General features: G+C 37.7%; 22 protein-coding genes. 13 read left to right on the top strand and 9 right to left on the bottom strand.

Translation table 11 applies throughout. The features are described from left to right. Positions 1 to 148 precede the first annotated feature (148 nt). The 5 genes from lnt (at position 149) to H9L23_RS25035 (ending at position 4291) form a co-directional block, all read left to right on the top strand. Positions 149 to 1777 (top strand): apolipoprotein N-acyltransferase, encoded by a 1629-nt coding sequence (gene lnt, locus H9L23_RS25055; protein WP_187592843.1) that lies wholly within the window; start codon positions 149 to 151, stop codon positions 1775 to 1777. Beyond that, positions 1762 to 2271 carry a hypothetical protein gene (locus H9L23_RS25050; RefSeq protein ID WP_187592842.1) on the top strand — a complete coding sequence of 170 codons (510 nt, stop codon included), beginning with the start codon at positions 1762 to 1764 and terminating at the stop codon, positions 2269 to 2271. Before lnt ends, H9L23_RS25050 begins: the two co-directional genes overlap by 16 nt. Before the next feature lie 2 nt (positions 2272 to 2273). Beyond that, positions 2274 to 2783, top strand: a complete 510-nt coding sequence (gene lspA, locus H9L23_RS25045; RefSeq protein ID WP_187592841.1) for a signal peptidase II — start codon at positions 2274 to 2276, stop codon at positions 2781 to 2783. 136 nt (positions 2784 to 2919) lie between these two features. Then, on the top strand, positions 2920 to 3669 hold the full coding sequence (locus H9L23_RS25040) for a M57 family metalloprotease (protein ID WP_187592840.1): 750 nt from the start codon (positions 2920 to 2922) through the stop codon (positions 3667 to 3669). 205 nt (positions 3670 to 3874) lie between these two features. Beyond that, entirely contained in the window at positions 3875 to 4291 is a 417-nt protein-coding gene (locus tag H9L23_RS25035) for an OsmC family protein (RefSeq protein WP_025142079.1), read from the top strand. Between the two features lie 218 nt (positions 4292 to 4509). On the opposite strand, the gene H9L23_RS25030 is transcribed toward H9L23_RS25035, so the two are convergent. Both H9L23_RS25030 and H9L23_RS25025 read right to left on the bottom strand, forming a co-directional pair. Further along, the gene (locus H9L23_RS25030) at positions 4510 to 6150 is read right to left on the bottom strand and encodes an NAD+ synthase (RefSeq protein WP_187592839.1); all 1641 of its coding nucleotides are present in this window, start codon (positions 6148 to 6150) and stop codon (positions 4510 to 4512) included. A 62-nt stretch (positions 6151 to 6212) separates the two neighbouring features. Beyond that, entirely contained in the window at positions 6213 to 6881 is a 669-nt protein-coding gene (locus H9L23_RS25025; protein WP_187592838.1) for a porin family protein, read from the bottom strand. A gap of 30 nt (positions 6882 to 6911) precedes the next feature. Between H9L23_RS25025 and gldB the strand changes: the two genes are divergently transcribed. The 4 genes from gldB to H9L23_RS25005 all read left to right on the top strand — a co-directional run bounded on the left by gldB (position 6912) and on the right by H9L23_RS25005 (position 10947). Next, positions 6912 to 7946 carry a gliding motility lipoprotein GldB gene (gldB, locus tag H9L23_RS25020; RefSeq protein WP_187592837.1) on the top strand — a complete coding sequence of 345 codons (1035 nt, stop codon included), beginning with the start codon at positions 6912 to 6914 and terminating at the stop codon, positions 7944 to 7946. A 118-nt stretch (positions 7947 to 8064) separates the two neighbouring features. Beyond that, the gene (locus H9L23_RS25015; protein WP_025142083.1) at positions 8065 to 8838 is read left to right on the top strand and encodes a patatin-like phospholipase family protein; all 774 of its coding nucleotides are present in this window, start codon (positions 8065 to 8067) and stop codon (positions 8836 to 8838) included. A 314-nt stretch (positions 8839 to 9152) separates the two neighbouring features. Continuing rightward, positions 9153 to 9956, top strand: a complete 804-nt coding sequence (locus H9L23_RS25010) for a M12 family metallopeptidase (protein ID WP_187592836.1) — start codon at positions 9153 to 9155, stop codon at positions 9954 to 9956. 73 nt (positions 9957 to 10029) lie between these two features. Beyond that, entirely contained in the window at positions 10030 to 10947 is a 918-nt protein-coding gene (locus tag H9L23_RS25005) for a hypothetical protein (protein WP_187592835.1), read from the top strand. 20 nt (positions 10948 to 10967) lie between these two features. On the opposite strand, the gene H9L23_RS25000 is transcribed toward H9L23_RS25005, so the two are convergent. The 4 genes from H9L23_RS25000 to H9L23_RS24985 all read right to left on the bottom strand — a co-directional run bounded on the left by H9L23_RS25000 (position 10968) and on the right by H9L23_RS24985 (position 14969). After that, complete coding sequence (locus tag H9L23_RS25000) at positions 10968 to 11684, bottom strand: 2-phosphosulfolactate phosphatase (RefSeq protein WP_187592834.1); 717 nt, start codon at positions 11682 to 11684, stop codon at positions 10968 to 10970. Between the two features lie 73 nt (positions 11685 to 11757). Beyond that, positions 11758 to 12837, bottom strand: a complete 1080-nt coding sequence (gene gcvT / locus H9L23_RS24995; RefSeq protein WP_187592833.1) for a glycine cleavage system aminomethyltransferase GcvT — start codon at positions 12835 to 12837, stop codon at positions 11758 to 11760. A 298-nt stretch (positions 12838 to 13135) separates the two neighbouring features. After that, positions 13136 to 14338, bottom strand: a complete 1203-nt coding sequence (locus H9L23_RS24990; protein ID WP_187592832.1) for a glycosyltransferase — start codon at positions 14336 to 14338, stop codon at positions 13136 to 13138. Positions 14339 to 14360: 22 nt separating this feature from the next. Next, entirely contained in the window at positions 14361 to 14969 is a 609-nt protein-coding gene (locus tag H9L23_RS24985; RefSeq protein WP_187592831.1) for a ribonuclease HII, read from the bottom strand. Positions 14970 to 15054: 85 nt separating this feature from the next. Between H9L23_RS24985 and H9L23_RS24980 the strand changes: the two genes are divergently transcribed. The 4 genes from H9L23_RS24980 to H9L23_RS24965 all read left to right on the top strand — a co-directional run bounded on the left by H9L23_RS24980 (position 15055) and on the right by H9L23_RS24965 (position 17441). Beyond that, positions 15055 to 15738, top strand: coding sequence for a hypothetical protein (locus H9L23_RS24980; RefSeq protein ID WP_187592830.1), 684 nt, complete (start codon positions 15055 to 15057; stop codon positions 15736 to 15738). A gap of 11 nt (positions 15739 to 15749) precedes the next feature. Next, positions 15750 to 16088, top strand: a complete 339-nt coding sequence (locus tag H9L23_RS24975) for a TfoX/Sxy family protein (protein ID WP_187592829.1) — start codon at positions 15750 to 15752, stop codon at positions 16086 to 16088. Between the two features lie 90 nt (positions 16089 to 16178). After that, positions 16179 to 16814, top strand: coding sequence for a carboxypeptidase regulatory-like domain-containing protein (locus tag H9L23_RS24970; protein ID WP_187592828.1), 636 nt, complete (start codon positions 16179 to 16181; stop codon positions 16812 to 16814). Between the two features lie 96 nt (positions 16815 to 16910). After that, positions 16911 to 17441: a DUF4251 domain-containing protein gene (locus H9L23_RS24965; RefSeq protein WP_187592827.1), complete on the top strand. Its 531-nt coding sequence runs from the start codon at positions 16911 to 16913 to the stop codon at positions 17439 to 17441. Between the two features lie 473 nt (positions 17442 to 17914). Here H9L23_RS24965 and H9L23_RS24960 read toward each other — a convergent pair whose 3' ends face one another. From H9L23_RS24960 to dnaG, 3 genes are all read right to left on the bottom strand, one after another. After that, complete coding sequence (locus H9L23_RS24960) at positions 17915 to 18997, bottom strand: glutaminyl-peptide cyclotransferase (RefSeq protein ID WP_187592826.1); 1083 nt, start codon at positions 18995 to 18997, stop codon at positions 17915 to 17917. Beyond that, complete coding sequence (locus tag H9L23_RS24955) at positions 18975 to 19340, bottom strand: YraN family protein (RefSeq protein ID WP_187592825.1); 366 nt, start codon at positions 19338 to 19340, stop codon at positions 18975 to 18977. The genes H9L23_RS24960 and H9L23_RS24955 overlap by 23 nt, the downstream gene beginning before the upstream one ends. 218 nt (positions 19341 to 19558) lie before the next feature. Continuing rightward, entirely contained in the window at positions 19559 to 21541 is a 1983-nt protein-coding gene (dnaG, locus tag H9L23_RS24950) for a DNA primase (RefSeq protein ID WP_187592824.1), read from the bottom strand. Positions 21542 to 21619 lie beyond the last annotated feature (78 nt).

Below are 21619 nucleotides of genomic sequence, written 5' to 3'. Positions count from 1 at the left end.
AATACTGTCATGCTGAGGCAATGCTTGTCCCGATCTATTTCGGGAAAGCATCCCTAACATAATTGCACTGTACTTACAATAACAAAAACAAGGTCAGTTCTTTGTCGCTTAGAGATACTTCCTGCGTCAGAATGACAAGTAATTTTATATGAAATCTAAACAAACCTACCTCCTCGCCCTCATAAGTGCATTTTTACTTTGGCTGGCCTGGCCACCAATGCCCTTCACCACTCCGTTATTATTAATTGGTCTGGTTCCTCTTTTTATTGCTTTTGACGCCATTGCCAGCGATACGGCTAAAAAACAGGGCAAACGGATTTTCTTAACAGCAGGTTTGACCTTTTTGGTTTGGAACACCGCATCAACCTATTGGGTATACAATGCGATAAGTGCATATAACACAGGTTTTATTGGCACTATAGTATCATTTTTTGTTTCTCTAATACCTTATGGTTTGGGTGCATTGTTAATGACATTTGCTTTTTGGTTATATTACCGACTGGGTAAATATATCAACAAAAAGATTGCCTACCTGGGTTTAATTGCGTTTTACATTGCCTTAGAATATTTACAACAAACCTGGGATTTAGCCTTCCCCTGGATGACTTTGGGCAATGGTTTAGCCGGAATGCACCAGTTGGCACAATGGTATGATCATACCGGAATTTACGGTGGTTCATTATGGATTTTGGCCAGTAATATTTTGGCTTTCGAAGCCTATAAAAAACTGAAATCACAAACAGGTTATTTAAGATTCAGAACTGCCGGCGTTTGGGCTTTGGTGGTAATTATTCCCATTGGCATTTCATTAACAAAATACTTTAATGCTGAGCAAAAAGGGACACCAAGCAACGTAGTGGTGGTTCAGCCTAATATCGATCCTTATCAAAAACTGGAAAATATTCCTCCTGCAGAGCAGATCCGTATTCTAACCCATTTGTCAGATTCTATCGGACAACCAAATACCGAGTATTTTATCTGGCCAGAAACGGCAATCCCTAATTATGCAGATGAAGATAGAATTAGAAGCAATAATGATTTCATTAACCTACAAAGCTTTTTATCAAAATATAAAAACGGAACCTTGATTACCGGTATTGAAAGCATTAAGACTTATCAGGATAAAAAAACCATCACTGCAAAATTTGATAATCAAAGCGGTATTTATTTTGATAATTTCAATACGGCCATGCAGGTCGAAAATTCTGCAAATGTTCAATTCTACCATAAATCGAAATTGGTACCTGGTGTAGAAAAAATGCCTTTCCCAAAAGTGTTTTCATTTTTAGATGGTGTTTTTGCCCAATTAGGAGGAACTGTTGGGGGTTGGGGCTGGCAAGATAAACCAAGTGTACTTTATGCACAAAGTGGCATTGGTGTTGCTCCGGTGGTTTGTTATGAAAGTTTATGGGGTGATTGGATCGGTGAACAGGTAAAAGATGGCGCTCAGTTTATTGCTATTATCACTAACGATGGCTGGTGGGGAAATACCTCGGGGAAAGATCAGCATGAAATGTATGCCAAACTTAGGGCCATCGAAAGCCACCGTGATGTAGCGCGCTCGGCCAATACCGGAATTTCGTGCTTCATTAATCAACGCGGAGACGTAACACAAAGAACCAAATGGTGGACCAGAACTGCTTTAAAAGCAAACATTAACCTAAACGACGAAATTACTTTTTATGTAAAAAACGGAGATATTATTGCCAAAATATTCAGTGTTTTAGCGGTAATTTTAGCGTTAATTATTCCTTATAGAAAATGGGTAAAAAAGTAAAATCCTTCACCTTATTACTGCTTATTTTCAGCAGCGTATATGTCAATGCTCAGGTTTACCTTAGCAACCTGAACAAGCAGGCAAACGAAATGATTAGCGCGGTAAAAAAAAGAGATTATAAAACCTTATTAACCTTTACACACCCTAAAGTAGTAAATGCGATGGGCGGAAATGAAAAGGCAACGGCAACACTAAAAGCTTCTATGAAAGCCCTTGAAGATCAAAATGTAATCTTCACGAAAATAGAAATTGGTTCAGTAACCCAAAACCTGGTGAGTGGTAAAACCATTCAATGCATCATTCCACAGTTTGTAGAGATACAAATGGGTACTAAGAAAGCTAAAGCAAAAAATTATTTATTTGGAATTTCATACAATGGGGGTAAAAACTGGTATTTCTTAGATACTGCACCACTTAAAGGTGATATCAGAAAGTTAATTCCCGAAGCCAGTAAAGATATTATTATTCCAAAATCAGAAACTACCTATAATTGAGCATGATGAAGCAATTTAAAAATATTAGATGGTCTTTTTTGGTATTGATGTTAACCCTGAATTTTGGTTGCGATCAGATTTCAAAAAAAATCGTCCGTAATGAAATTAGTGATTATGAGCACATCAGCATCATAAAAGATCGTTTCACATTGCTAAAAGTAGAAAATACCGGCGCTTTTTTAAGTTTGGGTGATCAAATGCCCTATATTTTCAGACTGATTATTTTAACAGGTTTACCACTCTTGTTTTTAGGTTACGGCTTGTATTTCCTGTTTTTTAAAAAGAACCTCCCCAGCACCATGCAAATTGCCTTATGTTTCTTAATCGGCGGTGGTATTGGTAATTTGTACGACCGGATTGTACATGGATCGGTTACAGATTTTATGCATATCGATTTCTACATTTTTCAAACGGGTGTTTTTAATTTTGCAGATATTTCAATCATGATCGGAATTGGCATATTACTCTTTCAATCCATTAAAAGTAAAACAGTTACACACGAAGTGGATTAGGTGAAGTAAATCCTAATAGACTAATTAAAAATACAAAATACGTGTTATAAAAATACAATTTTGTATTTTTTGTATTATATTTATGAATGTAATACTCAATTACAGCCTATTACGATCTAAACTAAAAACCTAAACTATGAAAAACCTATTTAAAAATGCTGCTTTGATCGCATTGCTATCAGCAGTTATCATCTCGTGTACGAAAAAAAATGATAATCCGGCCGAACCGGAAATCCAGACTACTCAAAATCAGAAAGTTCTTGCTTACATCAAAAATCTGGGATTTACCGAAGCGCAAATTGTAGAAAGTGGCGATAATTACGTTGTTGATGGAGATATCGTATTTAGCAAAAAAATGGAAATTCCGGCCGATTACGGAAAAGCGATAACAGAGCAATATTACAATGGTTATATTGTAACCAACAGCACCAATATCCGCGTCAAAGTCGATCCTTCGATAACCAGTATGAACAGCGAAATCAATTCTGCGATCAACCAATGGAACACAGTGCCAAATTCTAAACTAAAATTTGTAATCACAACCGGTACAGTATATGATATCCTGATCAAAGTGGACAATACAATCGGCGGTTCTACCTGTGGACAAGCATACCTGTCAACATCAAACGGTAAAGCTGGCAATACCGTTTGGATTAACCAAGCCCTGATCCAGAATAATTCTTTTGCACAGCGTACCAGAACCATCACACATGAGTTTGGTCATACCATTTCATTTAAGCACACCAACCAATCTACAACTACAAATGTTCCTGGGGTTGGAGGAACCGATGCACAATCACTAATGAACGGCGGGCAATGTGGAAGTGGCGCTACTGTTTTATCAGCAAAAGATAAACAGGCTACCGCAGTATTGTACCCTTTGTAATTAAAAAACCAGATAAATAACCTAAAAAGATCGTAATGAAAGAGAAGCTGTTTCTTTGAGACAGCTTCTCTTTTTTGCTTTAAATAAGAATCAAAAAATAATTTAACATCAGGATTTCTTAACAAAGAATTCCACCATTTAAACAAACATATATTTATCTTTAGATGTTAAACAATCTAAAAACAACCAAAAATAAAATCCAATCATGAAAAGAAATGCAACGGCCGTATGGCAAGGCTCTATTAAAGAAGGTCAAGGTAACATCACTACACAAAGCACTACTTTAAACAATACTCAATACTCATTTAATTCACGTTTTGCAGAGGGCGTTGGTACAAACCCTGAAGAGTTAATTGCTGCTGCGCATGCTGGCTGTTTCACCATGAAATTATCGGCTAATTTAGCTGAAGCTGGTTTTACTGCCACTAAATTAGAAACAAAATGCGAAATCAACCTTGATCCATCAAAAGGTGAAATCGTAGAATCGCATTTAACTTTAACTGCTTCTGTACCCGATTTAACACAAGAAAAATTTGATGAACTGGTAGCAGATGCAGAAAAAAACTGCCCGATCTCTAAATTATTGAATACAACCATTACAGTTGATGCTACTTTAGCATAAAGCATTTTTGTCATGCTGAGGCACGAAGCATCTGTATAATAGCTGTAGATGCTCTGTGCCTCTCCTTGATAGTTTTTTAGTTGGCAGTTTTCAGTTGGCTGTTCACAGTTTAAACAATTAACCGTTTAACCAAAAAGTAAACAGTTTTCAATTGGCAATTCTCAATTTAACAATCTCAACAATTAAAACAACTTTCAAACCTTCCAACATTACAACCTCTACGCCATATACTTCCCTACAATAGGCATTCTTCTGCCCATACCAAATGCTTTAGGCGATACCCTTAAAATAGGTGGTGTTTGGTAACGTTTAAACTCGGCTATGTTAACCATTTTCAGAATCCGTTTCACTAAGGCTTCATCGTAACCCTGGGCAATAATTGCTTTCGAGCCTTGTTTCTTTTCGATGTGCTGATATAATATTTTATCGAGGATTTCATATTCAGGTAAAGAATCAGAATCTTTCTGATCAGGCCTCAATTCTGCTGACGGCGGCTTAACAATAGTATTCACCGGAATAATTTCCCTTTCCTTATTAATGTACCTGGCAAGTTCGAAAACCTGCATTTTATATACATCTCCAATCACTCCGATTGCACCACACATATCGCCATATAAAGTACCGTAACCTACTGCACATTCACTTTTGTTTGAGGTATTAAGTAAAATATAGCCAAATTTATTGCTCATGGCCATGTTAATGATCCCGCGGATTCGGGCCTGAATATTTTCTTCTGCAAGGTTAAAAGACAAACCTTTAAAAGCTGGTGCTAAAATATGGTCAAAAGCTTCGGCAACTTCTTTAATCGGCACAATTTCATGCATACAGCCAATATTATTTACCAGATCCAAAGCATCCTGAACCGAATGATCTGATGAGAATTTGGAAGGCATTAAAACAGCCATTACATTTTCTGCCCCTAGAGCGCGACAGGCCAAAGCACAAACCACAGCCGAATCAATTCCACCAGATAAGCCTAAAACTGCTTTGCTGAAACCTGATTTTCGGAAATAATCTTTAATTCCTAAAATTAATGCATCATGAATTTGTTCAATATCTGTTAATCGCTCCGATTTCGGGTATTTATTACGTACGCTTTCAACCTCTTCTAAATCAAAAACCTGAAGATCTTCTTCAAAATATTTCATTTCGGCTTTCATTTCGCCATCGGCATCAAAAACCAATGAACCGCCGTCAAAAATAATTTCCGTTTGCGCACCCACCTGGTTGACATAAAATACAGGTAAATGGTATTTTTTTGCGTTATCTGCCAATACCTGTATGCGCTCATCATCATGGGTGTAAGAAAACGGAGAAGCAGCAATATTGATCATTACATCAGGCTGCTCTTTAATCAGCTCATCCATCGGATTAGACACATAAAGTGGATTATCGTTGATGTTCCAAAGGTCTTCGCAAATGGTTAATGCAATCTTTTTCCCTTGAAATTCGATACAGCTAAACTGCGTAGCCGGTTCGAAATAACGATACTCATCAAACACATCGTAAGTAGGTAAAAGTGCTTTTTTAACTACCGCTTTAACTTTTCCGGCTTCGATAAAATAAGCCGCATTAAATAGATCTTTTCCTTGTAATACCTCATTCTTTACTGGTAAACCCACAATACAGGCAATATCGGTACAATGTTTTGCAATCTCTTCGACAGCATTTTCGCAGAGTACAATAAACTCTTCAAACTCTAAAAAATCCCTTGGCGGATACCCACATATCGCCAGCTCGGCAAACACAACCAGGTCAGCACCTTTAGCTTTAGCCAGTTTAATATTTTCGGTTATTTTTTGGGTGTTAGCCTCAAAGTTTCCAATATGGTAATTGAGTTGTGCCAGCGCTATTTTCATTTTTGTAGTAGGTTTTAGGAGTATTGGGTATTAGGTAATAAGTATGAAGAAAATATTTAAGACTAAAAAAACACGCCAAAGTTAAGTGCCAAATAGTGGTTTTTAACATTTCTATTTTTATCGGTTACAATATTGGTAAAGCCATTGTTAAAGGTTAAACCAGCCACAATACTGGTATTTCCGGAAACATCAAACTCACCACCGCCACCAATGATTAATCCGGCACGATAAAGTTTAATATTATCAGATACATTCAAATTATCGCCCACAACCGATCCATCAGTTACAGCATCCTGCTTAGCACTGATATTAAATGAATTAGACAATCCAAACTGACCATACCAACGTTTTCCATCAGCCTTGATGGTTTTTAATTTAACAGTTAATGGCAGATCTACATATTGCAGTTTATATTTTAAATCGTAAGCTTTTGGGATAGAGCCCCCCGCATAATATGGCTGAGCATTTACTTCTGTACTTTTACCGTTAATAGAAGTAATGGTTAGCGCTGTGGCAAAACTATAATTAGGGGCGAAATTGAAATCGCCGATCAGTCCATAAGAAAAGCCTAAAGCTACTCCATCAGTTTTGCCCTGTTCGGGTTTAATCCAGCCAAAAGTTGGTGTAGCCGTTAAACCTAACCTAAAGCCGTAATTGGTTAGAGAAGAGTTTTGCGCCCATGCGCCGAAACTTAAAAGTGACAAAATTAAAATGGCCGATATTCTTTTCATGCTATAGCTGTTTATATATATTTGTTCTACATGACATATAACGTAAAACACTGGCAAATTTATCTAATTTTTCTTTTTGCCATGGCATTTATTTCCTGCAGGCAAAGTAACCGGCCTGATGTAAGTAAAATACAGGTTGACATCAAGATTGAAAGATTTGATAACGAGCTATTTGCGGGTAAAAAGAAAAACATTACGGAGGTTGACCAACAGCTTCGCTCTAAATATGGCGTATTTTATGATGATTTTATCCACCGGATATTGGATAGCAAGTATTCCAATACTGAGTCGCTGGCCAATTTATACCACGATCAGGCTTATACCGATTTAACCAAAGAAGTGGATAGCGTTTTTCCAAATCTGAAGCCTCAGGAAGAAGGCTTAAATGAAACCTTCAAATACATCAAATATTATTATCCAAAAGCCAAAATCCCAAAATTTATTTCTTTTGCATCGGGTTTCGCCTACCAGATGCCAGTTGGCGACAATTATCTGGGCATTGGTTTGGATATGTTTTTGGGCAAAGACAGCAAATTTTACAAAGCTATTGTGCAAAGTGTGCCTTTATACCTTTCACGGAGATTTGCCCCCGAATATATCGTGCCCCGTGTAGCCGAAACATACGCTCACGAAGAGCTTTTTGCTGAACCTGACGAAAACAGAACGCTCTTATCTAAAATGATCTTTCAGGGAAAAATATTGTACTTTCTTGATCAGGTTTTGCCCGAAAATGTAAGCGATTCGACTAAAATTGGCTATACCCGGCAACAATTGGATTGGGCACAAAATTTTGAAGGCGACATTTGGGCATATTTTTTGGAGAACAACTTTTTGTATGAAACCGATTATCAAAAGATCCAGGTATTTTTATCGGAAGGACCTTTTACACCGGGTTTAGGCGAAAACAGAGATTCGGCACCAAAATTGGGTGTATGGATGGGATGGCAAATTGTAAGGAAATATATGGCCGCGCATCCTGAGGTTACTTTGCAAAAATTAATGGCAAGTAATGATGCGCAGAAAATATTAAATCAATCGAAATACAAACCGAAACAAAAAAAATAATTTGCAGTTTCGAGTGATCAGTTTACAGTTGCAAACCAAAAACAATTTAACAATACAACAGTTAAGCAATAAAATCGATCGGTTAAACTTTAAAAAGTAATCATCCTAAATTAAATCTATGAGAGTTGGCATTGTATTATCAGGCGGAGGCATCAGGGGAATAGCACATTTAGGTGTTTTAAAAGCCTTTAGTAATTTGGGCATTACCTTTAGCCACATCAGCGGAACCAGTGCCGGCGCCATAGCAGGGGCTTTTTTTGCAGCTGGCATAGATCCCGAAGAAGGTTTGAATATTTTCCTTAAAACCAAACTCTGGCGCTTTGTTCGCCCGGCAGTAGGTTCTTTGGGCCTGATCAATATTGAGAATACTGCTTTAATTTTAAAGGAATATTTCCCTGATGATACCATTGAGAAACTAAAAATACCTTTAACTATCGCAGCCGTAAATTTTAGCGAAGGCCGTTTGGTTTATTTCACCAAAGGCCCCCTAATTAGAGCGGTACATGCTTCCAGCTGTATCCCCGGGATTTTTAAGCCTATTATGATCGATGGCCAGATGTATGTAGATGGTGGTATTTTAAATAATTTCCCCGTTGAACCTTTAATGGAAGATTGCGATTTCATTATTGGCTCTTCTTGTAACCACCTTAAACCCGTTGATAAAATTACGGGAATCACCAATTTAATGGGACGTGCAGGGATTATGTCGATCAATCATGACATGGAAAGAAAGGCGAAATTCTGCAATGTTCTCATCGAACCAAAAGGTTTAGGTGCCATTAGTACCTTTGATATGAAACGTGCTGAAGATATTTATTGGCTGGCACACGAAGAGGCTTTGATTACCATAAAGAATAGCCCGACTATTTCTGAACTGATCACCAAACCCTAATCCAATTGATAAAAAACAAATCCTGACAAATGTATTATTAATTATACATCAATACACTATAAAATAATCAAATTATCAAGTGTATTTAATACAATTTTGCAATAAAAATATTACATTTCTTTTGGTGATGACATAATTATGTTTTACTTTAGGATTATACTCTGCTGGTGCAGAGAAAATTATCCTAAATGTCTATCTATGTTTATCAACCTGATTATTCTTTTCCAGAGAAGAAGAATTCCTGTTTTTACGATCTTCTAACTTGATTTTACGTCAAATACAGATCATTAATTTTTACCTAAAAAACCTAAAACATGAAATTCTTAAAATTAAATAAAACCCTGTTTACCGCGCTTGCATTAACCACTGTATTATTCGCCTGTAAGAAGGAAAAACCAACGGAAACAACAGATTTGCAAAAACCTGAAACTTCTGCCGTTAATCCGCTGGGCAATATCCAGATCTGTACAGAAAGATCAATAGATGGTACTACACCCAGAGGCGCCGTTTTGAAAACCAAAAAATGGACACCTGGAACCACACTTAAAGTAAGTTTGAATGGAAGTACCGCAGCCATCAGGGCTAAAGTAATCCAATTTGCAAAGACATGGGAAACTTATGCCAACATCAAATTTAACTTTGTAACTAACGATAATACGGCAACCATTAGGGTAAGTTTTGTGAGTGGCGACGGATCCTGGTCGTACATTGGAAAAGATGCCAGTTCTATTTCGTCTGCCAATGCAACCATGAATTTCGGTTGGTTAACTTCAACCACTGCCGATTCGGAATATAGCCGTGTGGTTATTCACGAATTTGGCCACGCTTTAGGTATGATCCATGAACACCAGCATCCATTGGTGGCTATTCCATGGGATAAACCAGCTGTATATGCTTATTACGCTGCTGCACCAAATTACTGGAGCCAGGCTGATGTAGATAATAACTTATTTGCAAAATACAGCACCACACAAACCAACTATAGCGCTTATGATAAAAATTCGATCATGCACTATTCGGTTCCAAACGAATTAACCATCGGCGATTATGAAGTGGGATGGAACACGGTATTATCACCTACCGATAAAACGTTTATTGCTTCAGTATATCCATTTTAAAAAATAAAATAATGCACATAGTGGTTTAATTCGCCACTATGTGTATTTTGCTTTGTATAAACCGAAAACAAGTATGCAGATCACCTTGCGGATTTTCTTTTTTAAATATTGCTTAACCTGTTTAATTCTTATTCTGTTTCACAAAACATCATCTGCACAAAACATTCCGCATAAATGGGAAATAAAGCCTTATGCTGGCTTTCAGCAATCGCGTTTTGATTGGTCTATTGCAGGCAATGCCCAGGGAACAAACCCCAATGTACTATCAGAACTGATCTGGAAAAACCTTAAAGGTCCAAGCTATGGTTTGGATATTAAGTACAACATTACCAACAAACTCAGTGTAAAAGCTACAAACCAATATAGCAACATTACCAAGGGCGAGGCAGAAGACACCGATTATGCAGATGATAACAGACAAGGCGCTTTTTATTTTGATCTGCTTAATGCCAATAGAGGTTATTTATACAATGCTGATTTACAACTAGATTACCAGCTTTTAAAATTGGGGAAATTCAACATAAATCCGGTTATTGGCATCTCGTATCACCAGCAAAAATTTTACCTGCTGGAAAGTGCAAGTAACCCGGCAAGTAATGGTTTAAACTCTACTTACGAAGCCAGGTATAAAGGTTTTGATTTTGGCGGTAATTTTGTTTTTAAAACTGATGGATTTAGTGTTGGTGCAACTATTTTAGGAGGATTTTACACCTATTCTGCCAAGGCCAACTGGAATTTAATCCCAGATTTTGCCAAACCCGTAAGTTTTACACACAAAGCCAACTCTTTCGCGCTAAACGGCGACATTAACTTATCGGTACCGCTCAATAAAAGTTTAAGTGTAGAAGCTGATTATAAAATTAATAACATCAATACTTATTCTGGAGTCGACAAAGCTTATTTTAACGACCGTAATACGGAAGAAACACAATTTAATGGCGCAAATTTCAGAAATAATGCAGTGTTTCTGGGGTTGAAGTTTAGCTTTTAAAAAAGAGTTTATAGCGCTCTTTATTTTTTTAAAGCAACCAGACGTTCACCTTCTAAAACAGGAATAGCTTCGCAAAGATTCAATTGTAAGCAAAAAACAACATCTTCCTCGATATTCAATTGTGCAAGGCGATGACTATGAGAAGATTTGTGCAGGTATTTCCGCAGATCATCTTTAGCTAACAGGTATAAATCCTCTGCAGCCACACTAGAATCATCAAAATGTTCGAAATTTTGACGGAGTTTATTTACAACAGCGCCCGCAAATAAAGTATCTTCTAAATTAAACTGATCTTTCCAGCCGGCACACAATAAAAGCACATTTTTATCCTGGCTTTTCAAATAAGAACAAAGTGAATCTAAATTAAGGAATGATCCGATTACAACCTGATAAGCTCTTTTTTGGGCCAAATGCAATGCTTTTGTACCATTGGTTGTAGTAAGGACAACCGTTTTTCCACCAACTTTTTCCTTAGTGTATGAGAAAGGCGAATTACCAAAATCATATCCCGATACCACTTCTCCGTTTCTTTCTGCTGCCAATAAAAATCCACTTTCGCGATAATTTAAACAATCTTCTACATTGGCTACCGGAATTATTGCTTCAGCACCATTATCGATCCCATAAGTAATAGATGATGTAGCTCTTAAAATATCGATCACCACCACAATGCTTTCTTCGATATCGTATAAATCGATCAATGCTGGCGTTAAACAAACTTCTATTTTTTTTGACATTTGAGGAGTATTGAGTACTAGAGTATCAAGTAGCAAAATGATTTGTCTTGCTACTTGATACTGGCAACTTATCTTATTTATAAAAAGGAAACTTAACCACTTTGGCTTTAATTGGCGTGTTGCGGATCAAGATAAATACTTCAGTTCCTTCTTTGGTGAAATCTTTTGCAATGTAACCCATACCGATTGCTTTTTGTAACGATGGTGCCTGGGTTCCAGAGGTTACTTTACCAATGATATTTCCTTCAGCATCAGCAATTTGGTAATCATGACGCGGAATACCACGATCGATCATTTCGAAACCTACCAGTTTCTTTTGGATACCAGCTTCTTTTTGCGCCAATAAGGCTTCAGAGTTGGTAAAAGATTTAGAAAACTTGGTAATCCAGCCTAAACCTGCTTCAATTGGCGACGTGGTATCATCAATATCATTTCCATATAAACAGAAACCCATTTCTAAACGCAAGGTATCGCGGGCGCCTAAACCAATTGGTTGAATATTATATGGTGCACCAGCTTGAAAAATGGCATCCCAGATCTGATCAGCATATTGATTTTCGAAATAAATCTCGAAACCGCCAGCTCCGGTATATCCTGTTGCAGAAATCACCACATTTTCAACACCGGCAAAAGTACCCTTAACGAAAGTATAATATTCCATTGAGGCCAGGTCAACATCAGTCAAGCTTTGCAATGCATCTGCGGCTTTAGGTCCCTGAATAGCTAAAAGCGAAGTTTGATCAGAAATATTGTGCATTTCCACACCTTCGGTATTAAACTGCTGAATCCAGTTCCAATCTTTTTCGATGTTCGATGCATTTACCACCAACATGTAGGTTTTATCGTCTATTTTATAAACCAAAAGGTCATCTACAATACCACCGTCTTGATTTGGCAAGCACGAATACTGAACTTTTCCATCGTATAATTTAGAAGCATCGTTACTGGTTACACGTTGGATAAGATCCAATGCTTTCTCACCTTTCAAGATAAATTCGCCCATGTGGCTCACATCAAAAACACCCACACCATTGCGAACAGTTGCATGTTCTGCATTAATACCTTCGTAAGTAACAGGCATATTGTAACCTGCAAATGGAACCATTTTAGCGCCTAAAGCGATGTGTTTTTCTGTTAATGCGGTGTTTTTCATCCGTGAATTTTATTTTTTATGATAATGAAGCAGTTTTTAGTTTGTTTATCAACTTATTAGGCTGCAAAATACAATGTTGCCTATTTATTCTTCGCGGGCAAAACTACTAAGAAAAAGGCAAAATTTTGAGGTTAATTTTTAGTGAGTTTTTTATACTGAAATCCATTTAACCAAGTCAATATTGTAACCCGAAATGGTCATTTCGGGCGTAGTCGGGGAATTTATAAATTGTATCAGATTTCCAGAGTTGACAACTTGTAACCCAGGTGCCTATTAAAGTTGTAAACTCTCTATATACCTACGCACTCACCAGCCCTTCGTAAATCTTTAACATTTTACTGGAGATCAAATGAACACCATGGTCGTTCTCTACAGTTCTACGGGCGTTCTCCCCTATTTCTACCCAGCGTTTTGGGTTGATGATACACTGCAAAATCGAACGGTAAAATTCATCTGCCGAATCGGCGATTAAAATATCATGTCCGTGCCTGCAGTTAATACCTTCAGCAGCGGTAGTGGTAGCAATAATGCATTTTTTCATGGCCATACCTTCAATAATCTTTACCCGCATACCGGTACCTGAAATTAAGGGAACAATCATAATAGCTTTGGAATTCATAAACTCTACCGCATCAAAAACCTCCCCTTCTACAATCAGGTTTTCCGAATCATATTCAAAGAAGTGTTTCTGCATATTTTTTCCGGCGATATAGAAACGGAGGTCTTTGTTCAGCTTTTCGATATCGGGCCAGATATCATCCAAAAACCATTCTAAACCTTCCTGGTTAGGCCGCCAGTCCATTGCCCCCAAATGAAAAAGCGTAGGGAAACTGGTTTTGGTTTTATCTACTTTATACTTCTCTAAATCAATGGCCACCGGAAAAACCGACATCGGCACTTCACAGCCAAACATCAATATACTTTGCCGATCGGGCTCACTGATGGCAAAAATATGGTGAAAACGATTAATCTGATCGGTTTCATAAGCTTTAAGCCGTTGTGCTAAAAAAGCCAGGTATTTACGCCGTACGAGAAATTTTTCTGAATGCGAAAGTCGTTCCCAAAGGGTAAATTCGATATTATGTGCCCTGTAGATTAGTTTCGCATTGCTGTTTGCTTTTACCACATCTAAATAGGGAACCACAAAAAGGCCTTCGAACTGGATGACATCAAAAGCATTTTCTCGCAGTAGGTTTTCCAGCTGCCTTGCCGCATCTTCACTATAATATCGCGATACGTTGTAAGATTCGTTGGTAAAAATGTTAAAAAATGCCGACCATACATTTACATCGGTGTCGAGATCGTAAGTATGGAATTTAATCTGTTCAAAAATCGGATCATAAATATCTTCAATATCGATTTTTCCTTTTGTGGGGTTAAGGCTAAACAAAGTGATATCTGCACCAAGCTGCAGTAAACCTTTTATGGTATTATAAACCACAATGGGATAACCACTATTTGGCGGGAAGGGAATCCGCTTAGTAATCAACAGAATTTTCACAATGTTGTGAAATTACGAAATTTTAGGCGTTTTTTGAAAACAGATCTAACTGCGAGTCGCTTACATTAAAAGTTTTACGGTGAAAAGGCGATAATCCGATTTCAATAACCGCTCTGCGGTGCGCAGTTGTTGGATAACCTTTATTTTGCTGCCAGTTATAATGTGGATAATCGATATGCAGGTTGGTCATGTATTCATCGCGGTGTGTTTTGGCCAAAATGGAAGCTGCAGCGATATTCAGGTATTTACCGTCACCTTTAACAATACAGCTATGCGGAATCTGTGGATAGGTTTTAAAACGGTTTCCGTCAATAACGAGGTATTGAGGTTGGGTATGCAATTTCTCAATTGCCCTGTGCATGGCCAGAAAGGATGCGTTTAAAATGTTGATGCGGTCTATTTCTTCATGATCGCAGGAGGCCACTGCCCAGGCCAGCGCTTCCTGCTCAATAATTGGCCTTAATAATATCCGTTGATCGTGTGATAACTGTTTGGAATCATTTAAACCTTCGAGCACAAAACCTTTTGGCAAAATTACCGCAGCTGCAAAAACAGGACCCGCGAGGCAACCTCTCCCAGCTTCATCACATCCGGCCTCTAATAATTCTTCCTGATAGCAGTTTAACAACATGTTGCAAATTTACTGAAATAGAGGTACTAAGAAAATTATTTTGTTCAACATCTTTTAAACATTAATTTTAGGAATAAACATCATCATGCATAGACTTAAATTAACCCTTATCTTCTGTTTGTTATGTGCTGCAGGTTTTGCACAGAAGAAAAAACAGGGTAAAATGTCGCCTCTAATAACGCCACCAACCATAGCAGATTATGCTGTTTTAGAAAAGCGTATGACCTGCATGTACCGGAACAAATATTCTCCTGTGGAGAGATTAAAGTTTTTTCCCTTTAACCAATATAAAAAGGTAATGCTGATCTCTTTTGAACCACCAGAGTTAAGGGCCGAGATCATTTATACCGATACTACCAAAGCTCAGATCAATACCTCGGTTGAGGAAGAAGTTTACCCTACACTACTGGAAAAAAAACAAAAATTAGATTTAACAAGATTAAAAGAAAAGAAGATTTTATCAGCTTTGGAGGTGGATAAACTTACCGATATACTCTATAACTTTGGCTATACCTCTACCAAAAGCTATAAAGGATTACTGATAGCAGAATCAGATGGATATAGATGTTATGAACCACGAAATGCAATTGTATTTTTAGATGAAAATGGTTTGATTGCAGAATATATAGAGATTTGTTTTGAATGCCATAGAAGGAAAGAGAGTTCGGAGAAAATAAAGATGGGAGAATTTTGCGATGACAAATACGATTTGATCAGAAAATACTTCCGCGCTACTGGGATTAAATATGGCACAGCCAAACGCACATAACAATTTAAGCTATGAAATACAATGAAACCCTTGCCCTCCGTGTTGCCGAATGCCTGATGCACATACAGGATGTGGAAGAAAAAGAAATGTTCAGTGGCCTCGTTTTTATGGTGAATGGCAAAATGTGTATCGGCGTTTCCAAAGAAAGTATGATGGTGAGACTCGATCCTGACGAACTGGAAAACTTATCGGATAAAGATGGATGGGAACAAATGGTAATGGGTAGCAGACCGATGAAAGGTTATGTTTCAGTATCAGAAGATGTTTTAGGCCGTAATGATGAACTCAGTTTTTGGGTTAACCTTGCCCTGGCCTTTAATCCTTTTGCAAAAGCATCCAAAAAGAAATAAACAAGCACACAAAGCCTTAGCACCACCAAGCTTGTAAAAACTAGCAAGAGCCATATTTTTTGATTAATTTTATACTTCTAATCAAATATTATGAAAAAACGGGCTGCTGTAGCGGTATTTCTGCTAGGTATTTCATTTACGGTTTTCGCTCAGGTTAAAAAAACTGCAACACAAACATCAACAGCAAAAGAAGAAAATACACAACAATCAAGAGCAAAGGCTCCTGAAGGGCATTACTGTGATTATTGCAAATTAAATTACCCGGAGTCTCACTTTCCTTGCATCATGAAATCTATTAAAGGTAAACTTGATGTGATTACTGGTGAAGTAAGTTTCGTTGCAGGGCAACCTATTGGAGGCATTGTGGTTAAAGGCGGTAAAAACCCTGGAGGCAGTATCCTAAATTTAGTTACCAACCAAAACGGAGAAATAGAATTTAACAATGCCAGTGCCGGAAATTATAAATTTACCATTTCCGTACCTTCAACCAACCCGAATTCGAGGGTAGCCGGTTCGCCTATTGGAGGTATCATTGTAAAAGGTGGCAAAAATCCAGGAGGAAGTTTAATTACCCTGATCACCAACGAAAACGGAGAAATAGAACTGAATAACCTTCCTGCAGGGTTATATAAATTCACCACACTGGGTGCTTCGGAAACTGAAAAAAGTAATCCATTGTATAAATCGAGTTATTCGGAAAAGACGAACGCCTTATATCAAAACTAAATTCGTTAAATTTACGCTACATTCCATTTTTGGCACTATTATGGAATCTTTCTAGTCTGTGCATCTTTAAATTGTTACACATTTAAAACACACATTATGAAACGTTTAAATTTAATATTGAGCCTTGCATTTTTATCGATCGGGTTTCAATCTTTTGCGCAAACCAATAAGGAAACTACAGTGAAAATTGTAGCAGATAAGAATTATACTTTTGTTGCCAATACTGCCATACCAATGGCCAATAACGATATTAGCAGGGTGTTGAGTATGATGCCTGGCGCACAGGGTGGTTCTACGATCAATCTAACGGGATCTCAATACGATGTGAGGGTTACCAAAGATAGCGTAGTTGCCTTTTTGCCTTATTATGGAAGATCGTATTCTGCACCTCTAGATCCGAGCGAGGGTGGGATTAAATTCACCTCAAAAGATTTTACTTACACAGAATCGAAGAATAAAAAGGGAGCTTATACCATCCAGATCAACACTAAAGATGTAAAAAGAGAGAACTATCGGTTTACGATTAATATCTCTACCAATGGTTATGCACAGTTAACGGCAAGCAGTGTAAATAAACAGCCGATAATTTTTAACGGTTATTTAAATGAACCGAAGAAAAAGGATTAGATAGGGGAAATCGTCATTTCTAAAGCAAATCGTCATTTCGACCGCAGTGGAGAAATCTATATTCAAGCTGCTTGTTTTGATAGATCCCTCCATTTATATACCGATAGGTGTCACACCGTTCGAAGTTCTAATTTTTTTTGCCTTACGGCTCGGTCTTGCCTCGGCTCGCCGCCGCCGAAGGGCTCCTTCTTTTTGGCGGCAAAAAGAACCAAAAACCGCCGGCTGAAAATTTTTCTTTGAAAGTCAGTAAGTTGGCTTGGTTAGTGAAGCCCGAAAAATTTGTTAGGCCGGATTTAAGTAAAACGGAGATACGGTGCTATGGCCCAGCTGTGCGGAAATGCATAGAAGCCACAAATCACTCATTAATAAACAATTGCGAATGAGGTCCATAATAGCCAGTCGAAGGACCTATTAAATTTATTGCAGGCGTTTTGACAAGCTCAACGTGACATCACAACGAGTAATTAGCATATTTATTTCTTCACCAACTCAATCTGGAAAATATGTGGCCATTTTTTGCCGGCTACAAAAAGCCTTTTGGTTGCTTTATCGTAAGCTATTCCGTTTAATACATTATTGGCTTTAGCATCTTCTGTTTTAAAATAATCAGCAGGTAATAAGCCCGACAAATCGATCTTACCTTCTACAGCTCCCGTTTCCGGATTAATAATCAGGATATTATTGGTAGTATATACGTTTGAATAGATTTTACCATCAATTACTTCAAGTTCGTTTAGGTTCTGAATGGCACCTTTATCATCAAACACATCAATAGATCCAATTTTCTGATAAGTATCTTTATTTAGGAAAAAGATGGTATTCGATCCATCCGTATTCAGTACCTTTTGCCCGTCAAAGGCCAGTCCCCAGCCTTCTCTGCCTGTTGTGTACGAAAACTCAGATAGTTTTTTGAAGGTAGCTTTATCATATACAAAACCCACTTTTTCGCGGTAAGTTAACTGGATAATTTTGTTTCCGATAACGGTAATGCCTTCGCCAAAATATTGTTTATCCAGATCTGCTTTCTGCAAAACCTTACCACTTGCCTGATCTACCTTGCGTAAACTTGAGTGGCCATAATCGCCTGCACTTTCGTAGAAAAAACCGTCATGATACTCTAAGCCCTCAACATAAGAAGCGGTATCGTGAGGCAACGTTTTGATTACTTTATAAGTATATTCAGCAGGCGCCTGGGCAGCCAGTATATTGATGTTTGAGGTTAAATCTTCTGATTTTCCTTCGCCAAAAATTTTTGCTGTTAGTAAGTGATTACCCAGTTTCAGTCCCTCAGTTTTGAGTTTAATGGCTGAGGTATCAGTTTTTGAAAATGCTTTAACGGTATCAATCAAATAAATAACTGAATCTACTTTTTGCTCGTTCCCAAACTGTACTTTAACATCAAATTCTTTTCCTGCTGGTACATTAAGACCAATCATAGGGGAAAGAAAACTACGATAGGTTGTAGTGGTGCTATCTTTACAAGCGCTTACAAACGCAAGTGCGACTCCGATAAATATGAAATTTTTAATAGGGTTAATCTTCAGGCCAAAACGCATCTTCAATATGGTTTAAATTATAATTTTTATTTTTTGTAAATGTAATTGCAATAATATCAAAACGGATGTCATTTTGATGATTCATGATGTCAATATAGGCATTTGCGGCTAATTCCATTTGTACTTCTTTGGCTTTATGCACAAAATCTTCCGGTTCGCCAAAGGCGACAGAACTCCTGGATTTAACTTCTACAAAAACCATGATGCCGTTTTTATATACAATTAAATCGATCTCAGCCTTGCCATGTGTCCAGTTTTCATCCAAAACCTCATAACCCTGATCTTCGAGATATTGCCTGGCAATTTTTTCACCTTCTTTACCTAAATCGTTATGGAGCGCCATATCTAATTATTGAATGATTAAGTTTTGAATGAGTGAATAAATAAATTTCAAAGGAGTGAGTTTTGAATGACTGAATAAATAAATCTCGAAAAATAAGTTTTGAATGAGTGAATGGGTATCCAAATATATTATTTTTCACTTAGCCATTTCACCATTCACTCAATCAATCATTCACTCAATCAATCATTCTCTAATTCAATTATTCTCTAATTCAATCATTACTTAACTATAACAGACCCCAGGAATTTTGAAATCTCCCTTTCTACCCCTTTAATTACACCGTAACGTTGCATTAAAATCATTTGGTTATCCTCGTTCTTTTCTTCCTTAATCTCTTTTAACAAGTTCAGCAATATTTTTTCGACTTTACGTTTCTTCAGGTGAAAAATACCGCCTAAAATGGTGGCTTTTAAATTCATCGATTCATCTTTAACATAAATCAGGTGTTTGTTTAGCCAATTTTCACTTAAAGCATACTCTGAGGTGGAAAGTGTGATGGCCAGATCGGCAATTGTCCTATCCTCGTGTTTAACAAAATGGTTCGATGTTGGTAAACGACCGTTATCAATTTCCGATTTATAATAATCGATAATCCGTTTACAAAGCGGATCGTCAAATTCTACATCGGCCAGATTTTGCATGATAAAGGGCCCGATGTACATATCGTCAATCTTATCCCAGTTTACAAATTCGTGTCCATAAGCCAGTAATAAACGAATGATCTCCTTCTCCTGAAACTCTTCTTCTTCTACCGGCTCGGGTTCGTACCCCCCAGGACCAGCGTTATCATCCCATAAATCATCGGGCGGACCCAACGGCTCTGGCGCACCGGAAGAATAAGGTTTAGGACTTGATGATGGATTTGTACGTTGGTGGTTATCAAAGTTTTTCTTAACCTTTGCCGAACGCATTTTATTTAGTTCACCCAATAGGATATGCTCATCAATTTCGAGCAAACTGCTACACTCGCGGATAAAAACCGAAGCTTTGATCTGATCGGGGATTTTAGCAATACTTTCTACAATATCGCGGATAATACCTGCCCTTTTAATAGGATCGTTGCCAGCATCTTTAAGCAGCACATTGGCTTTGTATAAGATAAAATCTTTTCTGTTCTGCTCGAGGTAAGTTTTAAAGGCACCGGCACCAACGTGGTGCATATACGAATCGGGATCGTGACCATCAGGAAAGGAAACAATTTTTACGTTCAAACCTTCTTCCAGAATCATATCTAAACCACGGAGCGAAGCTTTGATACCGGCAGCATCACCATCAAATAAAATGGTAATGTTCTGGGTAAAACGTCCAATTAGTTTAATCTGCTCTACGGTTAATGAAGTACCAGAAGATGCTACCACGTTTTCTATGCCGGCCTGGTGCACCGAAAGTACATCGGCATAACCTTCGGCAAGATAACAGTTATCAAGATCTCGGATGGCTTTTTTAGCGTGGAACAAACCATAAAGCACATTCGATTTATGATAAATTTCGCTTTCGGGAGAGTTTACGTACTTGGGAACGTTTTTATCGGTTTTTAGCGTTCTGCCACCAAAACCAATAATTCTGCCTGTAAAGTTGTGGATGGGAAACATTACACGACCACGGAAACGATCGTAAATTTTACCGTTATCATTTTTAATTGATAATCCGGTAGCTTCCAGAAACTCTAATTTATGACCTCCGTTGGTGGCACTTTGCGTTAGGGCATCCCACACATCAGGCGAATAACCCACTTCAAACTTTTTAAGAATGTCTTCCCTAAAACCACGTTCTTTAAAATAACTTAGGCCAATGCCCCTTCCCTCGTCGGTATCCCAAAGCTGTTTTACAAAAAATGCGGATGCGTATTGCGAAACAATGTAGAGGCTTTCTTTAGCGCTCTGTGCTTCGGCATCCTGCGGACTAAGTTCGGCTTCCTCAACTTCTATATTGTATTTATTGGCTAAAAACTTAAGCGCTTCCGGATATGAATATTTTTCATGATCCATAATAAAGCGTACCGAATCGCCCCCTTTGCCACAACCAAAGCATTTGTAAATACCTTTTGTTACGGATACGTGGAATGATGGTGTTTTTTCGCCATGGAAAGGACAATTACCAATTAAACTGGTTCCGCGTTTTTTTAAGTGCACAAAATCCCCAACTACCTCCTCAATTCGGGCGGTATCCATTATCTTATCTATTGTTTCGCGGTTTATCATATACGCACAGCTCTTTCCTCTTCTTGTTTAACCACAAAGATAACAGAGAAAAAACACAAAGAACACAGAGAAAAATTT

Origin of the sequence: Pedobacter roseus (genome assembly GCF_014395225.1) — a bacterium.
GTDB classification, from domain to species: Bacteria; Bacteroidota; Bacteroidia; order Sphingobacteriales; family Sphingobacteriaceae; genus Pedobacter; species Pedobacter roseus.
The sequence above is the reverse complement of the archived record's forward strand: the minus strand, read 5'-3'. Positions and strand labels throughout refer to the sequence as shown.

Coding starts and splice junctions, on each gene's coding strand:
- H9L23_RS25000 (WP_187592834.1), bottom strand. CDS start 11,684: ATGTCAAAAAAAATAGAAGTTTGTTTAACGCCAGCATTGATCGATTTA.
- H9L23_RS25035 (WP_025142079.1), top strand. CDS start 3,875: ATGAAAAGAAATGCAACGGCCGTATGGCAAGGCTCTATTAAAGAAGGT.
- H9L23_RS25050 (WP_187592842.1), top strand. CDS start 1,762: ATGGGTAAAAAAGTAAAATCCTTCACCTTATTACTGCTTATTTTCAGC.
- H9L23_RS24985 (WP_187592831.1), bottom strand. CDS start 14,969: ATGTTGTTAAACTGCTATCAGGAAGAATTATTAGAGGCCGGATGTGAT.
- H9L23_RS24970 (WP_187592828.1), top strand. CDS start 16,179: ATGAAAAAACGGGCTGCTGTAGCGGTATTTCTGCTAGGTATTTCATTT.
- H9L23_RS25040 (WP_187592840.1), top strand. CDS start 2,920: ATGAAAAACCTATTTAAAAATGCTGCTTTGATCGCATTGCTATCAGCA.
- dnaG (WP_187592824.1), bottom strand. CDS start 21,541: ATGATAAACCGCGAAACAATAGATAAGATAATGGATACCGCCCGAATT.
- gldB (WP_187592837.1), top strand. CDS start 6,912: ATGACATATAACGTAAAACACTGGCAAATTTATCTAATTTTTCTTTTT.
- H9L23_RS25015 (WP_025142083.1), top strand. CDS start 8,065: ATGAGAGTTGGCATTGTATTATCAGGCGGAGGCATCAGGGGAATAGCA.
- gcvT (WP_187592833.1), bottom strand. CDS start 12,837: ATGAAAAACACCGCATTAACAGAAAAACACATCGCTTTAGGCGCTAAA.
- H9L23_RS24980 (WP_187592830.1), top strand. CDS start 15,055: ATGCATAGACTTAAATTAACCCTTATCTTCTGTTTGTTATGTGCTGCA.
- H9L23_RS24960 (WP_187592826.1), bottom strand. CDS start 18,997: ATGCGTTTTGGCCTGAAGATTAACCCTATTAAAAATTTCATATTTATC.
- H9L23_RS24965 (WP_187592827.1), top strand. CDS start 16,911: ATGAAACGTTTAAATTTAATATTGAGCCTTGCATTTTTATCGATCGGG.
- H9L23_RS25030 (WP_187592839.1), bottom strand. CDS start 6,150: ATGAAAATAGCGCTGGCACAACTCAATTACCATATTGGAAACTTTGAG.
- H9L23_RS24975 (WP_187592829.1), top strand. CDS start 15,750: ATGAAATACAATGAAACCCTTGCCCTCCGTGTTGCCGAATGCCTGATG.
- H9L23_RS25005 (WP_187592835.1), top strand. CDS start 10,030: ATGCAGATCACCTTGCGGATTTTCTTTTTTAAATATTGCTTAACCTGT.
- lspA (WP_187592841.1), top strand. CDS start 2,274: ATGATGAAGCAATTTAAAAATATTAGATGGTCTTTTTTGGTATTGATG.
- lnt (WP_187592843.1), top strand. CDS start 149: ATGAAATCTAAACAAACCTACCTCCTCGCCCTCATAAGTGCATTTTTA.
- H9L23_RS25010 (WP_187592836.1), top strand. CDS start 9,153: ATGAAATTCTTAAAATTAAATAAAACCCTGTTTACCGCGCTTGCATTA.
- H9L23_RS24955 (WP_187592825.1), bottom strand. CDS start 19,340: ATGGCGCTCCATAACGATTTAGGTAAAGAAGGTGAAAAAATTGCCAGG.
- H9L23_RS25025 (WP_187592838.1), bottom strand. CDS start 6,881: ATGAAAAGAATATCGGCCATTTTAATTTTGTCACTTTTAAGTTTCGGC.